Origin of the sequence: Vibrio sp. 10N (genome assembly GCF_036245475.1) — a bacterium.
GTDB lineage: Bacteria > Pseudomonadota > Gammaproteobacteria > Enterobacterales > Vibrionaceae > Vibrio.
Window position 1 is genome coordinate 2,256,384 of record NZ_BTPM01000001.1, and the last position, 14,406, is coordinate 2,270,789.

A 14,406-nucleotide genomic window follows, 5' to 3' on the forward strand; every position below is an offset into this window, starting at 1 on the left:
CATTAGGGTTAGCTGGCTTGGTAGGGTTGCCATAAGTCATTGTTGGTACTTGTGAGGGCTTTGTGCCGCTTAGCGAGGTTGTAACTATCCACAAAACGGAATCCGGCGTCTAAACCCACTTGATAGTCATGGAGTATATCGTCGATATCACTGAGTAATGACGAGGTTTTTAACGGCTGATCGGGGGCTATTTGCCAAATAAAACAATCATCTGGTGGAGTCTTTAGAAACTCGCTTGTCAGTGAATAGGTTTGATAATGCACCATCAACATGTCTGCAAGCCCTGAGTCGAAACGCTCTCCAAACAAGTGACTAAGGCGGTAGATATCCCCTGCACCAAATAACCAACGTCCGCCATTAATAAGCTTGAGATGCTCCGCGTGCTTCAATGCATCAGCTTTCAACTTACGATTTTCAAAGAACGCCCCCCAATCACTTGACCATTGCTCTACTTTATCTTGCCATTGCAGTTGCAGGTTATTTAACGAATCTCTGAGCCAAGTTGGTGATTCTGTCGCGACGGGCTGATCCTCAACAAGCTTAGCTTCATCCGTCACATACTGTTCAGTGCGAATGACGATAATACTCCGACACTCTTGCCGCCACGCTTGCTGCACTGGAATAGAGGCTGAAACGCCGCCATCAATAAATTCATTTCCCTGATGAGCAACGGTTCCATCAAATAAGGTTGGAATAGCACTGGTCGCCATAAGAACCTGATACCAGTCATCTTGTAACATAGGTAGGTAGTGATCTTTGAGCGTATTGACGTCGGTGGTTGCTGCAAACGCGCGTCGATGACCTATCACCCGTCGCCCCATATCGATGTCTAGTTTGTAAGGGTAATCGCAAATTTTATCTAGCGCCCATTTTAGGTTGAGATACTGCTTGCGACGCATAAAGCTAAATAAATGAAAAAACTGAGGATCTGTGGTTAAGTCGAGAATGAAAGACTTGCCTAGCTCAGCTTGACGAGAAAGAAATGCACAGATATTCAACGCGCCTGCCGAGGTGCCATAAAACTCATCGAAAGGGTCAAAGTTTGACAACAAAAAGGCGTCGAGCACACCCGAGGTGAAGATCCCTCGTTGACCTCCACCTTGTGCCACTAACGCCGTTTTTCCGTCTAAATATTTACCAAATTGTTGATAGTCGATGACGGTGCGGGCATTGGTTACTAAGCCAGCGTTCGCCATATCAGTGTCTAAGCTGAGAAAATCGCGATGGCACCGAAGGCAATAATCGTGCTAAACGCAATAGCTGTAATTGTGAATGCTAATTTTAGATCGTACTCCATAACCTCTCCTTTCTGTAACATTTCATCTATCATTGTGACATGTATTTACAACCATTAAATAACCACCCAAAAATTATGGCGTTAGCGTCACACTATGTTTAAAACTAGTAGAAGAAATGTGATTTGAAAAACAGAGATTCTGTTTAGGAGAGAGAAAATGCGTTCGTGTTCCACCGCAATGACGATCAAAGCTATACTCACCACCGCCGCACTTTTTAGCACTCATACTCTGGCCGACGTAACGGTCACACCGTTTATCGGCTACTCGTTTGGAGGAGCGGCAGAAAGTGCCGACGGCGCCAACTATGACATTTCACCTTCCGCCAACTTGGCCTTGGCTATCGAGTTTCCGTTCCGAAACGGCAGAATGGGCGCTTTTTATTCAAGGCAAGATTCCTCTCTCGATACTCTTAACCTCGACACGACTATCCAGTACTTGCAGTTTCAGAGCAGTGCTCTCTATCAAGCAAACGACCGCACTCAAGCGTATATTGGGGCAGGATTAGGCGCATCGCACACCTCAGGGCAATGGACAAAGTCGCACACAGGTTTCGCAGCAAGTATTTTCGGGGGTGTTGAATATTATTTTACCGAAAACCTCGCTTTCAATGGCCAACTTCGCTGGCAGGGAACAGTGGTGAGTAATGAATCGGTCTCGATCTGCAATCTCCCAACCGATGACCAAAGCTGTTTTATTGCTTTTAAAACCAGTTGGATGAATCAGCTACAAACCAACCTCGGCTTGAGCATGAAATTTTAGCTCAGCCACAACCTGACCAGCCACACAATTTAACTACAAGTTAGCAACATGCCTAAAACAAAGCACTGCTTGTAAAAATAAGACCATTGCACCAAGTTTTATAAGCTAGGCCGTAGCCTATTATCGCCCAAAGCCTTCATTTCAGAATTAACATCTACAAATAAACCCATCAAAAGATATTAAAACTGACGCCACCCATAAAATAACCTTACTAGTTGTATTGCTAATAAGGTTTCACATCGTTAATCTAACTCTCAATAGGCAGATTTATATTTCAATAATTAAATATTCAATCGCCCATTAAAAACACAAAAAACCAATATACCAAGAAAAACAAACAATAACTTCATCCAAGCATTTAATGTCGACATTATTGACCACAACATCAGGCGCTTGATGCAAGCATCGTGTTTTGGTGAATTATTCTAGACTAACAAACACAACATCACAGATGACACAAAGGAATTCACTATGAAACGTGAACAGTGGGGATCCCGAGCGGGATTTATTCTTGCCGCGGTTGGATCCGCGATTGGTCTTGGGAACATTTGGCGCTTCCCTTACATGGCCTATGAAAATGGTGGGGGAGCGTTCTTTATTCCTTACCTCTTTGCCATGATTACTGCGGGTATTCCGTTTATGATCCTTGAATTTAGTATGGGGCAAAAATATCGTGGGTCTGCACCTAAAACGCTCGCAAAAATTAATTCAAAGTTTGAGTGGTTAGGCTGGTTCCAAGTCGGTGTAGCGGCAACCATTGCGGTTTATTATGTTGCAGTCATTGGCTGGGCCATTTCCTACTTTGGCATGTCATTTACTCAAAGCTGGGGCACCGATACCAACGCTTTCTTCTTTAGCGAGTATTTAAAGCTAGGCGACAATTCACCAACAAACCTTGGTTCTATTCAATGGAAGATCGCAGGTTCCATGGCGATTGCTTGGGCTATTACTTATGCCGCCATTGCCGGTGGCGTGAAGTCTGGTATTGAACGTGCAGCGAAAATTATGATGCCAATCCTGTTCATCATGGTACTGCTGCTTATCGCTCGTATGGCTTTTCTTCCAGGTGCTCTCAACGGCATCAACTACATGTTTGAACCCGACTTTAGCAAGATTTGGGATGTAAAGGTTTGGGCTGCTGCGTATGGACAGATTTTCTTCACCTTGAGTATCGGCTTTGCCATTATGCTTGCCTACTCTAGCTACCTTCCTGAGAAGTCTGATATTACCAACAACGCGTTTATGACCGTGTTGATTAACTGCGGCTTCTCGATCTTAGCCGGTATTATGATTTTCTCTGTACTGGGTTATATGGCACAAGAGCAAGGCAAACCACTCACTGAAGTAGTGACTGCGGGTGTTGGTTTGGCTTTTGTTACCCTACCTGCCGCGATCAACCTACTGCCAGCTCCCTATATTCTCGGCCCCCTATTCTTCTTTGCATTGGTAGTCGCTGGACTTAGCTCGCACATTTCAATCATGGAAGCTGTGACATCGGCAGTCATCGACAAACTGAAATGGCGTCGCAGTAAAGCTGCCACCATTATCTGTGGTACGGGGTTTGTGATCTCTATGGCGTTTGCAACTAATGGAGGCTTACTGCTACTGGATCTTGTTGATCACTTTGCAAACAACGTTGGTATCGTCACCAGTTGCTTAATTGAAATAGTCCTCATGGCATGGCTGCTAAAAATTGCCGACGTACGCGACTACGTCAATAAAATATCTGACTTTACTATTGGTACATGGTTTGATGTCTGTCTGCGCTTCATTACCCCGGTAATTTTGGCCATTATCGTGGCGACTAAGTTCGCAACACTAATTTCAGATGGCTATGGCGGCTATGCTCAATCTGATCTCATGCTCCTTGGCTGGGGGCTAATGGGATTACTCGTCGTGATTGGCATTGTCATTAACGCCACCAGCAGCAATTCTACATCCAGTGATGCTTAACAGTTAAGGAGTGTAACGATGACCACAAGTGCAATCTTTATGATGATTCTAGGCCTAGGAATTACCTGGGGCGGTGCGTCTTACTGTATTCGTAAGGCAATGAATAAACAGTAATCATATTGGAGCCAGCGTATTTCGCTGGCTCTTGTCTTTCTGAAATTGAAACATGATTAGTGACTCTTATGATCGTTATAAGAAACCATAAATAGTGGCACGACTCACCAATTGATATAAGTACGCCAAGTTCTTTAAATAAACCAAGGTGCGTATGAAATATCTACTTCCTCTTGCGGCATTTGCGATATTAACTGGTTGTAATTCATCAAGTAACGATCAAGATAACCCGGTACCTCAAACTCCTCCTCCGGCACACTTACCAGAAGGATCCGTTCCAGACCGTCCTCACCCAGACGCTGGAGAGCCAGGACACCTTCCAGGCGACCTTATTCCAGACAGGCTACCGATTACTTGGTATCAAGAAGTGGCGAATCGTTTTGGCATGACAACTGAGGCGCTTGACCATGTCTGCCGCTATCAAGGGACACATCCTCAAATGGACATTCATGTCTCCTGTAACTGGCAAAATGACGAGTTGACCATCGTTTATTTTGCTTCTCGTAGCTTGAGCGAACCCGAGTATTTCTTTGACCATGCATTTACATGGGCTGTCAGTGATGAGCATATTGCCAACGGAAAACTTTGGCCTGGAATCAATCACAAAGCTGTAGGTCTTGACAGCGAAACGGTCAGCATTGCTCCAGATGGCGCCATGTACAGCGTGGGCTATGATTGTATTGAAGAGAACTGCAATGGTATTCAACACACTCTGAACATCCGATCTAATGGCAACCATGTCACTTCTGACGGCACGCCCTACTATGGGCTCTCCGACTTCGATATCGACACTTATAGAAAGTCTGAGCGATTTTACATACACCTTGATTTCAGTGTAGAGAGTGAAGACAACCATCGAAACACCCTACATCTACCAGATGATTTCCCGGGACTTATGTACAAGGTTCTAGCGCCCGCATTTGGCTATTAATCCGGTGTAAAAAAGCCAGCTTGGTAAGCATACCAAGCTGGCTTTTTATACCGAAAGAACGCTACTTATGACGTTCTTTAAGCTTGTTTACCACATCATTCATCGACAAGCCTTGGTCTTGCAACAATACCATCAAGTGATAGATAAGATCGGCAGATTCACACACTAGCTCATCCTTGTCACCCGACGTTGCCGCAAGCGCAACTTCAACGCCTTCTTCGCCCACTTTTTGCGATATACGCTTGGTGCCACGGGCATAGAGGCTCGCGGTATAAGAAGATTCCGGATCCGCATCTTTTCGAGCGGCAAGAAGTTGCTCAAGCTGATGAAGCCACACCATTTGCGACTCCTCTTGAGGATCGCCATCAAAGCACGTTGTTGTTCCGGTGTGGCAAGTAGGCCCGATTGGATCGACCTTGACTAGCAAGGTGTCATTATCACAATCCAAAGAAATGTTCTTTAACTGAAGGACATTTCCTGATGTTTCACCCTTAGTCCAAAGGCGAGATTTGGTGCGTGAAAAGAAAGTCACTTGCTCGGTATCTAGCGTTTTTTCAAGCGCAGCTGGGTTCATGTAACCCATCATAAGCACTTGGCTGGATTGAAAGTCTTGGACGATCGCTGGAACCAAGCCGTCTACTTTTTCCCAGTCGATACGCTGTGTTAAATCGGCCGCTGTTTGGCTCATAATCTGATCTCCACACCTTGTTGTTTCAAATACTGCTTTAGCTCACCAATATTGATGATCTGCTTGTGGAATACCGATGCCGCGAGTGCGCCATCAACGTTAGTCTTCTGATAGGCTTCTGCAAAGTGCTCCATAGCACCCGCCCCACCTGATGCGATAAGCGGTACGTTACACACTTCGCGTACCATATTGAGCTGTTCAATATCGTAGCCATTGCGAACGCCATCTTGGTTCATCATATTGAGAACGATTTCACCCGCACCGCGCTTTTGTACTTCCTGAACCCAATCACGAGTTTCCCATTTGGTCGCTTTAGTGCGCGCTTCATCACCGGTAAACTGATAAACCTGATATTTGCCCGTTTCTTTATCAAAATAAGAATCGATGCCGACCACGATACATTGAACACCAAACTTGTCAGCCAGATCGGTAATAAGCTCAGGGTTAGCAAGCGCTGGGGAGTTAATAGAGACTTTGTCTGCACCAAACTCAAGAATGCGCGCCGCATCTTCAGCCGATTTAATACCACCAGCAACACAGAAAGGGATATCAATCACTTCCGCAACACGCGCGACCCAGCTTTTATCAACAACACGGCCATCACTGGATGCAGTGATATCATAAAAGACCAGCTCATCCGCACCCTCTTCCGCGTAGCGAGCAGCTAACGGTACGATGTCACCAATGACTTCGTGATTGCGAAACTGGACGCCTTTAACCACTTGCCCGTCACGGACATCCAAACAAGGAATTATTCGCTTAGCCAGCATTGGAATGCCTCCTCTGCGGTAAACTTACCGTCCAATAATGCACGACCAACAATCACACCAGATACGCCAGTGCCTTTCAGCGCTTCAATATCCGCTAGGCTGCCGATACCGCCCGATGACTGGAATTGAACCTGTGGGTATTGCTTACATAGGTCGACATATAGCTCAACATTGCTGCCCGCTAGCGTGCCGTCACGAGAAATATCTGTACACAATACGTGCTTAAGACCCACTGTTAGGTAATCATCAATCAGTGCTTCAATGGTGACGCCTGAGTCTTCTTGCCAACCAGAAATCGCCACTTTTCGAGTGCCGTTCTCATCGATGTTAATATCCAGCGCAAGCACAATACGCTCAGCGCCATATTTTTCCATCCAGCCTTTTACTAACTCAGGCTGTTTAACGGCCGTAGAACCAACCACGACACGCTGTGCACCTGCTTCGAGCAGGTCAACGACATCTTGTTCACTACGAACGCCGCCGCCAATTTGAATGTTCGCCGGCGTACCCGCGAGCAATTTCGCGATAAGATCAAGCTGGCGTGCTGTCGTATCTTTCGCACCTGTCAGATCCACAAGATGCAGCCAGTTCGCACCAGCTTGGTGGTACAAGTTGAACTGTTCAACAGGATCCACTTTGTACTCGGTCACTTGACCATAGTCGCCTTGATAAAGACGTACTACTTGTCCTTCAATAAGGTCTAATGCAGGAATAATCACGTTTCAATCCTTTAGCCTCACGGCCTTGTGAGGCGTCATATGTCTGTTCTATTTAGTGCAAAGCACTTGCTTGGCAAAAACGGCGTTATACCAGTTCTAAGAAGTTCTGAATCAGCCTTGAACCCGCTTTCGAAGAGCGCTCTGGGTGGAACTGCACACCAAAGTAGTTACCACTTTGAATCGCTGCGCTAAACGGGTTTCCGTAGTCACACTCCGCAATGGTGTAGTCGCCCACTGGCATACCAAAGCTGTGTACAAAGTAGAAGTACTCGCCCTCTTCAATACCGGCAAAAAGTGGGTTACCCGGAGCCGCTTTCACGGTATTCCAGCCCATGTGCGGTAGTGGCAAGTCACCCGTTTCTAGACGTCTTACTTCGCCTTCACATAAACCTAAACACTCAACAAGCTCATCTGCCTTTTGGCCTTTCTCTTGAGAAAGCTTACCAAGCAGCTGCATACCGAGGCAGATCCCAAGCACGGGCTTTTCAACCTGTTTTACTAGCTCTATGAGATTACGCTCTTCGAGGTTTTTCATCGCTTCACTAGCCGTGCCAACGCCTGGCAAAAACAGTTTATCTGCAGCTAAAACCACGTCTGGCTCTTTAGAGATAACCACTTGATAGCCCAGACGCTCAATCGCGAACTTAACCGAAGAAACGTTAGCGCAGCCAGTATCGATAATGACAACATTTTGGGTGGTCATTACAAGACTCCTTTACTGCTTGGTAGCTCATTGCCTTCCACTTTAATCGCTTGACGAAGTGTGCGGCCAAACGCTTTAAATAGACTCTCAATGATGTGGTGATCATTGTCGCCAGATGATGAGAGGTGCAGAGTGCACGCTAGGGTATCTGTGAGAGAGCGGAAAAAGTGAACCACCATTTCCGTTGAGAGATCACCAACCTGCTCCCGAGAGAATTCAGCGTCAAACTTAAGGTATGGGCGGCCAGAAAGGTCCAAACCACACTGAGCCAAACACTCATCCATTGGCAGACTGAAACCAAAGCGGCCAATACCACGCTTGTCACCAAGCGCTTCTTTTAGCGCTTGGCCTAATGCCAATGCCGTATCTTCAATGGTGTGGTGATCATCAATGTGCAAATCGCCTTTCACAAGACACTTCATCTGGAAGCCGCCGTGCGTGGCAATTTGATCCAGCATGTGGTCGAAGAAACCCATGCCAGTTGAAATTTCGTTGCCGCCAGCTTCATCAAGGTTTACGAACACTTTAATGTCGGTTTCTTTCGTGGTGCGTACCACTTCAGCCGTGCGTGCTTTCACGGTGAGATCTTTTAGGATTTGCTTCCAACCCATGGTTTCAGGGTTGTACTGGATACCGCGGATCGCCATGTTTTCCGCAAGTTGTAGATCCGTTTGACGATCGCCAATCACAGCTGAAGTTTTAAAGTCCACCTTGCCGCTTTGTAGATACTCTTTGACCAGTCCTAGCTTAGGCTTGCGGCACGAGCAGTTGTCTTCGTCGAAGTGCGGGCAAATCAGCACATCATCAAACTTAACACCTTGAGACTCAAAGATTTCCATCATCATATTATGTGGGGCATCGAAGTCGGCTTGTGGGTAGCTGTCAGTACCGAGTCCATCTTGGTTAGTCACCATCACTAGACGGTAGCCTGCATCTTGCAGTGCTAACAGACTTGGAATGACGTATGGCTCAAGTTTCAACTTGTCTAGACGGTCAACTTGAAAGTCCACTGGCGGCTCGACAATTAACGTGCCGTCGCGGTCAATAAATAAAATTTTCTGTTGGTTGCTCACTCTATAAATCCTTTTTCTATTGCACCAGTGCTTAAGCGGCACTTTGTTCTAATTGGTTGCGGATGAATGCCAAAGTTTTTTCACACTCATCACGATTCCCCACACTGATGCGCACACAATTTTCGATGGGTGAATTACGCAAAATAATGCCGGTGTCCCATGCTGCTTTAAATAGCGCATCACCATTTTCAAATTTGACCAGCAAATAGTTGCCCCAGCCTTCAAATACCGTCACGCCGGAAATCGTTGATAGACCGGCCTGCAAATACGCGCGATTGGCATTGAGATCCAACACTTGGAACTTAGCGCGGGCTAGGCCTTGCTCAGAGAGTGCTTGCTGCGCAATTTCGGCAACAGGAATAGGCACTGGGTAAGGTGCAATTACTTTAAGTAGTACATTGATGAGCTCTTCATTCGCCAATGTGAAACCGCAGCGAAGACCCGCTAGTGCAAACGCTTTTGACAGTGTGCGCAGAATCGCGAGGTTTGGGTATTGAGCCAAAAGATCAACCGTTGACGCTTCAGGACAGAAATCGATATACGCTTCGTCCATAACCACGATAGCTTTGTCTTTGGTCATCTCAAGAAGAGACACAATATCTTCTCGGTTAACTAAGTTGCCTGTCGGGTTATTTGGGCTACAAACGAACACCAACTTAACGCCATCTAGGTTAGCTTCAATCTCTGGTAGATTGAGCTGCCAATCTGCGGTTAGCGGCACAGTTTTGCGCTCTACACCAATGGTTTCTGCACTGATGGCATACATGCCATAAGTCGGCGGACAGTAGAGAATGCTGTCTTCACCTGGCTCACAGAAAGCGCGAATCAGCAGTTCAATGCCTTCATCAGCGCCACGTGATGTTAGCGTTTGTTCTGGCTTAACACCTGCATAATTAGCGTAGGCTTCAATAAGCTGCTTTGGCTGACATTCGCTGTAGCGATTAAGACGCGCAAAGTCGGTTTTGTATTCATTGTTGAACGGTGATTCGTTGGCATTTAACCAAATATCACCGCTACCACCAATACGACGCGCAGACAAATAAGGCGTCAGTTGTTGAACTTGTTTACGAGCTAATTTTTCCATCATTCACTCTCCTGTCTACGCTTTTTGTGCGTTCAGTTTCTCTACACGAATTGTCACGGCGCGTTTGTGGGCGTCTAGACCTTCGGCTTCCGCCATAGTCACAACGGTTGGTGCTAAGCCTAGTAAGCCATCTGAACTTAACTCTTGAACCGTCATGCGTTTTGAAAAGTCCGCCAAACCAAGGCTTGAGTAGGTGCGAGTGTAGCCATAGGTTGGCAAAACGTGGTTAGTGCCTGATGCGTAGTCACCCGCCGACTCAGGTGACCAGTCACCCAAGAAAATAGAACCTGCATTGTCCAGCAAAGGCAAAAGCTCGCGTGGGCTCTCAGTTTGAACAATCAAGTGCTCTGGGCCATAGTAATTAGAAATCGAGACACATTGCGTTAGCGATTCAGCAATAATAATTAAGCTAGAGCCCAATGCTTTTTCAGCGATATCTGCCCGAGATAATTGCTTTAATTGTCGCTTCACCGCTTCTGTTACTTGATCAGCAATGATTGGTGATGGTGTCACAAGTACAACTTGAGAATCTGGACCATGCTCAGCTTGACTCAATAGATCCGATGCGACGAAATCTGGATCCGCCGTTTCATCGGCAATAACTAGCACTTCAGAAGGGCCTGCTGGCATATCAATCGCCGCACCACGGAAGTCGTTGCTCACTTGGCGCTTGGCTTCCGTAACGTATGCGTTACCAGGACCAAAAATCTTATCCACTTTAGACACAGTCTCAGTACCATACGCCATGGCTGCGACAGCTTGGCCACCACCGACATTGTACACTTCGTCGATTTTACATAGCTTGGCAACGTACAAAATCTCATCAGCAATTGGCGGAGGCGAACAAAGTACCACTTTACGACAGCCTGCAATTTGTGCAGGCACGCCAAGCATTAAAACCGTTGACGGTAGCGGCGCACTGCCTCCTGGAATATACAAGCCCACTTTATTGATCGGACGAGTGACCTGCTCACATACCACGCCAGGTTGGGTCTCTACACGCAACGCTTCTGGGCGCTGCGCTTTGTGAAACTTGGCGATATTAGAATACGCTTGCTCTAGTGCTTGCTTCATCTTTTCAGATAGACGCTCGGATGCCGCTTCAATGTCATCAGCCGAAACTCGAATCGAGTCCGGGCGAACACGATCAAACTTTTCAGTCAGATCAAGCAGCGCTTTGTCACCTTCACGACGAACTTGCTCGATCACTTCAGCGACGGCAGCCGTAATGTTCGCGCCCTCAGCAATAGCTGGACGCTCTAGCACAGACTCTTGCTGAGATTGACTTAAGTGTTGCCAAACTACCGTTCTCATCGATTACCCCATCATCTTCTCAATTGGAAGGACAAGAATAGAGCTTGCACCCAGTTCTTTAAGCTGTTCCATGGTTTCCCAAAACAAATTCTCAGTGCTCACTAGGTGAACCGCTACGCGTTCTTTGTCTGTCGATAGTGGCAAGACAGTTGGATCTTCTGCACCAGGAAGCAGTGATTTAATTTGCTCTAGTTTCTCAACTGGCGCGTGCAGCATGATGTATTTAGACTCTTTCGCCTGCTGAACACCTTGCATACGAGTAAGCAGCTTGTCGATAAGCGCAAGTTTGTCAGCATCAAACTCGCCCATACGCTGAATAAGTGTCGCCTTCGAGCGGAAGATAACTTCAGCCTCTTTTAGGCCATTCGCTTCAAGCGTCGCACCTGTTGAAACTAAATCTGCAATTGCGTCTGCAAGACCTGCACGCGGCGCAACCTCAACAGAGCCGGTTAGCATACATGCACTAAAGTCGACGCCTTGCTCATCCATGTACGCTTTAAGAAGTTGTGGGTAGGTGGTGGCGATACGTTTACCAGCAAGATCTTGAGGGCCGTTGTATGTTTCGTCTTTATCAATAGCGATAGATAGACGGCAACCACCAAAATCGAGACGACGAAGCGTTTTGAACTCGTTAGCCTCACCCAGTGCTTTACGGTCAAGGCGTACTTCTTCCAGTTCGTTCTCACCAATGAAGCCAAGATCAACCACACCATCCATAATTAGGCCAGGGATGTCATCATCTCGAACTAGTAGCAGATCGATTGGCATATTTAGTGAGTGCACAACAAGACGCTCACCCATTACATTGAACTTCACACCACACTTTTTCAGTAGGTCTTGGCTCTCTTTACTTAGGCGACCCTTTTTTTGAATCGCAATTCTTAGGCGTTGTGTTTGCATTGCTGTATCCCTGTGCAAATTATTGATTTTAAACTTATAAAACGAAAAAACCCTCGGGAGTTTTGGTCTCCCGAGGGTTTCATTCTTTAAATCTTAAATCGAACCTCCGAGAGTTTTACCTAGCTCTCGGGTATGCAGACATCTCCCGAAAGACTAAGCTGGGTGATGGTAATGATGATGAATTTTCATATCAAAGTTTTGCATACTTATTACTGGGTTCCTTTGTATCTGTACCCTCACACTAACTAAGCTCATGCGGATTTTCAACCCCTATTTAGCAGATCGTGAGTTTTTTTTTTCGTACTCGCCAATTAGTATGGAATTGACTGCATTTAATACCGAGTCGCAAAGCCACAAATAAAAAAAAGGAGCCCTGTTAATGAGCTCCTCAAAGATAACTTTACTGTGATTATACGTTTGCTTCTTTCGCCATTTTCGCTTTCGACAAAGCGGATAGCACGAAACATACCCCAATAAAGGTCACTGATGCCGCTGCAAAAGAAATCGCCACTGAGGTAGTCATACCTAGAGTAATAAAGCCAACACAAGAAACCAACGCCACTGATAGAGCATACGGAAGCTGCGTAGAGACGTGGTCAATGTGGTTACAACGTGCGCCTGTAGACGACAAGATCGTCGTGTCAGAGATTGGCGAGCAGTGGTCACCGAACACAGAACCTGCAAGCACCGCACCTAGCATAGGTAGCATCATGGCAATATCTGTTGCACCCGCCATATCACCTGCGATTGGGAGCATGATGCCAAACGTACCCCAAGATGTACCTGTAGAGAACGCCATTAGGCCAGACAATAAGAACAGAATGACTGGCAGCCAATGTACATTGATGTTGCCTTGAACCGTTGAAGAAAGGTACGCGCCCGTCTTCATGTCACCGATAACCGAGCCGATAGACCAAGCGAAGAATAGAATAAGAATGGCACCAAACATCGATTTTGCACCAATCCACATCGTCGTTGCGATATCAGCAACAGACAGCTTCTGTTTCAAAACAGTAAATACCGCTGTTAGAAGACCTGCAGAGCCGCCATAAATAAGCGAAGTGCCGACATCTGTATTTTCAAATGCGCCAAGTAGGTTAAACGCAATCTCATCCGCCGCCAGAGCTTGACCGCCGGTGTAGATCATCGCAGCAATCATTGCGCCAATTAGAACTAAGATAGGCAGTACTAGATCAGAAACAGAACCAAACTCGCTTTCTTTAATATCCAGCTCTTCATTCAGTTCATGCGCTTCTTTTGCGTCGTTCTCTTTATCTTTATCAAAACCTAGACCTTGTTTCGCATTCAGTTCATGCTTGCGCATTGGACCCACATCAAGTTGGAACCAGGCAACGGCAAATACCATCAAGAGCGCAAACACAGCATAGAAGTTCATTGGAATTAGGCGAACGTAAGCACCAATTGCGGAGTATTCTGTAATACCGTGAGCAACCAAAATACCGCTAACGATAGTCATGATGTATGCACCCCAGCTAGATGCTGGCATAAGCACACACATTGGCGCGGCAGTCGAGTCAAGAATATAGGCTAGCTTAGCGCGCGATACATAGAAACGGTCAGTAACAGGACGAGAGATCGCACCTACAGCAAGGCTGTTAAAGTAGTCGTCAACGAAAATAAATACGCCAAGGAAAGCAGCCAGTAGTTTGGAACCACGTTTACTTTTCACACGAGCCTGTGCCCATTCAGCAAACGCTTTCGTGCCGCCAGACAGCGTCAGCAACGCAGTCATCATCCCCAATAGCAACAAGAAGCCAACAATACTCATGTTCCAAGTATTTAGGCCGCCATCTTCAATAACCACACCCGAAACGGTGTCGAACACGTAGCCTGCAGCGTTTACTGCAGAATAGTCATTAAGTAAGAAGGCACCCAAAACGATACCCACACCCAACGATAGTAAAACGCGACGGGTAATAATAGCCAAACTCAATGCTACGATCGGCGGTAGCAGTGACAATGGTGATGTAGCAAAATCGATTAAATTCATGATCTTCAAAAACCAGTTTTTATTATGGTCAGAGATCTACTGCAGACATGCGTCATAGAGACGAGAAGTCCAGACGCAAACGTTGAACT

The 14,406-nt window shown here is 46.4% G+C and carries 15 protein-coding genes and 1 other annotated feature; of the genes, 4 read left to right on the top strand and 11 right to left on the bottom strand.

All coding sequences use genetic code 11. The features are described 5' to 3' along the window. Positions 1-8 precede the first annotated feature (8 nt). The gene (locus AAA946_RS10445; protein WP_338164812.1) at positions 9-1,196 is read right to left on the bottom strand and encodes a patatin-like phospholipase family protein; all 1,188 of its coding nucleotides are present in this window, start codon (positions 1,194-1,196) and stop codon (positions 9-11) included. A gap of 8 nt (positions 1,197-1,204) precedes the next feature. Next, entirely contained in the window at positions 1,205-1,330 is a 126-nt protein-coding gene (gene cydH / locus AAA946_RS24160; protein WP_445206075.1) for a cytochrome bd-I oxidase subunit CydH, read from the bottom strand. Between the two features lie 124 nt (positions 1,331-1,454). Between cydH and AAA946_RS10450 the strand changes: the two genes are divergently transcribed. The 4 genes from AAA946_RS10450 (at position 1,455) to AAA946_RS10465 (ending at position 5,055) form a co-directional block, all read left to right on the top strand. Then, on the top strand, positions 1,455-2,057 hold the full coding sequence (locus tag AAA946_RS10450; protein ID WP_338164813.1) for an outer membrane protein: 603 nt from the start codon (positions 1,455-1,457) through the stop codon (positions 2,055-2,057). Positions 2,058-2,528: 471 nt separating this feature from the next. Then, entirely contained in the window at positions 2,529-4,010 is a 1,482-nt protein-coding gene (locus AAA946_RS10455) for a sodium-dependent transporter (protein ID WP_338164814.1), read from the top strand. An 18-nt stretch (positions 4,011-4,028) separates the two neighbouring features. Continuing rightward, a complete protein-coding gene (locus AAA946_RS10460; RefSeq protein WP_338164815.1) occupies positions 4,029-4,124 on the top strand; it encodes a MetS family NSS transporter small subunit in 96 nt (31 codons plus the stop codon). A 154-nt stretch (positions 4,125-4,278) separates the two neighbouring features. Then, a complete protein-coding gene (locus AAA946_RS10465; RefSeq protein ID WP_338164816.1) occupies positions 4,279-5,055 on the top strand; it encodes a hypothetical protein in 777 nt (258 codons plus the stop codon). A 61-nt stretch (positions 5,056-5,116) separates the two neighbouring features. On the opposite strand, the gene hisIE is transcribed toward AAA946_RS10465, so the two are convergent. The 9 genes from hisIE to AAA946_RS10510 form a co-directional block, all read right to left on the bottom strand. Further along, entirely contained in the window at positions 5,117-5,743 is a 627-nt protein-coding gene (hisIE, locus tag AAA946_RS10470) for a bifunctional phosphoribosyl-AMP cyclohydrolase/phosphoribosyl-ATP diphosphatase HisIE (protein ID WP_338164817.1), read from the bottom strand. After that, complete coding sequence (gene hisF, locus AAA946_RS10475; RefSeq protein ID WP_338164818.1) at positions 5,740-6,513, bottom strand: imidazole glycerol phosphate synthase subunit HisF; 774 nt, start codon at positions 6,511-6,513, stop codon at positions 5,740-5,742. The genes hisIE and hisF overlap by 4 nt, the downstream gene beginning before the upstream one ends. Beyond that, positions 6,495-7,232, bottom strand: coding sequence for a 1-(5-phosphoribosyl)-5-[(5-phosphoribosylamino)methylideneamino]imidazole-4-carboxamide isomerase (hisA, locus tag AAA946_RS10480; protein WP_112460470.1), 738 nt, complete (start codon positions 7,230-7,232; stop codon positions 6,495-6,497). Before hisA ends, hisF begins: the two co-directional genes overlap by 19 nt. An 85-nt stretch (positions 7,233-7,317) precedes the next feature. Beyond that, entirely contained in the window at positions 7,318-7,935 is a 618-nt protein-coding gene (gene hisH, locus AAA946_RS10485) for an imidazole glycerol phosphate synthase subunit HisH (protein WP_338164819.1), read from the bottom strand. After that, complete coding sequence (gene hisB, locus AAA946_RS10490; protein WP_338164820.1) at positions 7,935-9,008, bottom strand: bifunctional histidinol-phosphatase/imidazoleglycerol-phosphate dehydratase HisB; 1,074 nt, start codon at positions 9,006-9,008, stop codon at positions 7,935-7,937. The genes hisH and hisB overlap by 1 nt, the downstream gene beginning before the upstream one ends. 31 nt (positions 9,009-9,039) lie before the next feature. After that, complete coding sequence (hisC, locus tag AAA946_RS10495) at positions 9,040-10,092, bottom strand: histidinol-phosphate transaminase (RefSeq protein ID WP_338165820.1); 1,053 nt, start codon at positions 10,090-10,092, stop codon at positions 9,040-9,042. Positions 10,093-10,107: 15 nt separating this feature from the next. Further along, positions 10,108-11,406, bottom strand: coding sequence for a histidinol dehydrogenase (hisD, locus tag AAA946_RS10500; RefSeq protein ID WP_338164821.1), 1,299 nt, complete (start codon positions 11,404-11,406; stop codon positions 10,108-10,110). A gap of 3 nt (positions 11,407-11,409) precedes the next feature. Next, a complete protein-coding gene (gene hisG, locus AAA946_RS10505; protein WP_112477863.1) occupies positions 11,410-12,306 on the bottom strand; it encodes an ATP phosphoribosyltransferase in 897 nt (298 codons plus the stop codon). A gap of 41 nt (positions 12,307-12,347) precedes the next feature. Further along, positions 12,348-12,484: a sequence feature (His leader region), on the bottom strand. Positions 12,485-12,715: 231 nt separating this feature from the next. Then, on the bottom strand, positions 12,716-14,317 hold the full coding sequence (locus AAA946_RS10510) for a Na+/H+ antiporter NhaC family protein (protein WP_338164822.1): 1,602 nt from the start codon (positions 14,315-14,317) through the stop codon (positions 12,716-12,718). Between the last annotated feature and the right edge of the window lie 89 nt (positions 14,318-14,406).

Bases quoted from the DNA above. Each gene is read 5' to 3' on its own strand.
- cydH (WP_445206075.1), bottom strand. From the start codon at position 1,330: ATGATAGATGAAATGTTACAGAAAGGAGAGGTTATGGAGTACGATCTA.
- hisIE (WP_338164817.1), bottom strand. From the start codon at position 5,743: ATGAGCCAAACAGCGGCCGATTTAACACAGCGTATCGACTGGGAAAAA.
- hisG (WP_112477863.1), bottom strand. From the start codon at position 12,306: ATGCAAACACAACGCCTAAGAATTGCGATTCAAAAAAAGGGTCGCCTA.
- AAA946_RS10455 (WP_338164814.1), top strand. From the start codon at position 2,529: ATGAAACGTGAACAGTGGGGATCCCGAGCGGGATTTATTCTTGCCGCG.
- AAA946_RS10445 (WP_338164812.1), bottom strand. From the start codon at position 1,196: ATGGCGAACGCTGGCTTAGTAACCAATGCCCGCACCGTCATCGACTAT.
- AAA946_RS10465 (WP_338164816.1), top strand. From the start codon at position 4,279: ATGAAATATCTACTTCCTCTTGCGGCATTTGCGATATTAACTGGTTGT.
- AAA946_RS10450 (WP_338164813.1), top strand. From the start codon at position 1,455: ATGCGTTCGTGTTCCACCGCAATGACGATCAAAGCTATACTCACCACC.
- hisF (WP_338164818.1), bottom strand. From the start codon at position 6,513: ATGCTGGCTAAGCGAATAATTCCTTGTTTGGATGTCCGTGACGGGCAA.
- hisH (WP_338164819.1), bottom strand. From the start codon at position 7,935: ATGACCACCCAAAATGTTGTCATTATCGATACTGGCTGCGCTAACGTT.
- AAA946_RS10510 (WP_338164822.1), bottom strand. From the start codon at position 14,317: ATGAATTTAATCGATTTTGCTACATCACCATTGTCACTGCTACCGCCG.
- AAA946_RS10460 (WP_338164815.1), top strand. From the start codon at position 4,029: ATGACCACAAGTGCAATCTTTATGATGATTCTAGGCCTAGGAATTACC.
- hisC (WP_338165820.1), bottom strand. From the start codon at position 10,092: ATGGAAAAATTAGCTCGTAAACAAGTTCAACAACTGACGCCTTATTTG.
- hisD (WP_338164821.1), bottom strand. From the start codon at position 11,406: ATGAGAACGGTAGTTTGGCAACACTTAAGTCAATCTCAGCAAGAGTCT.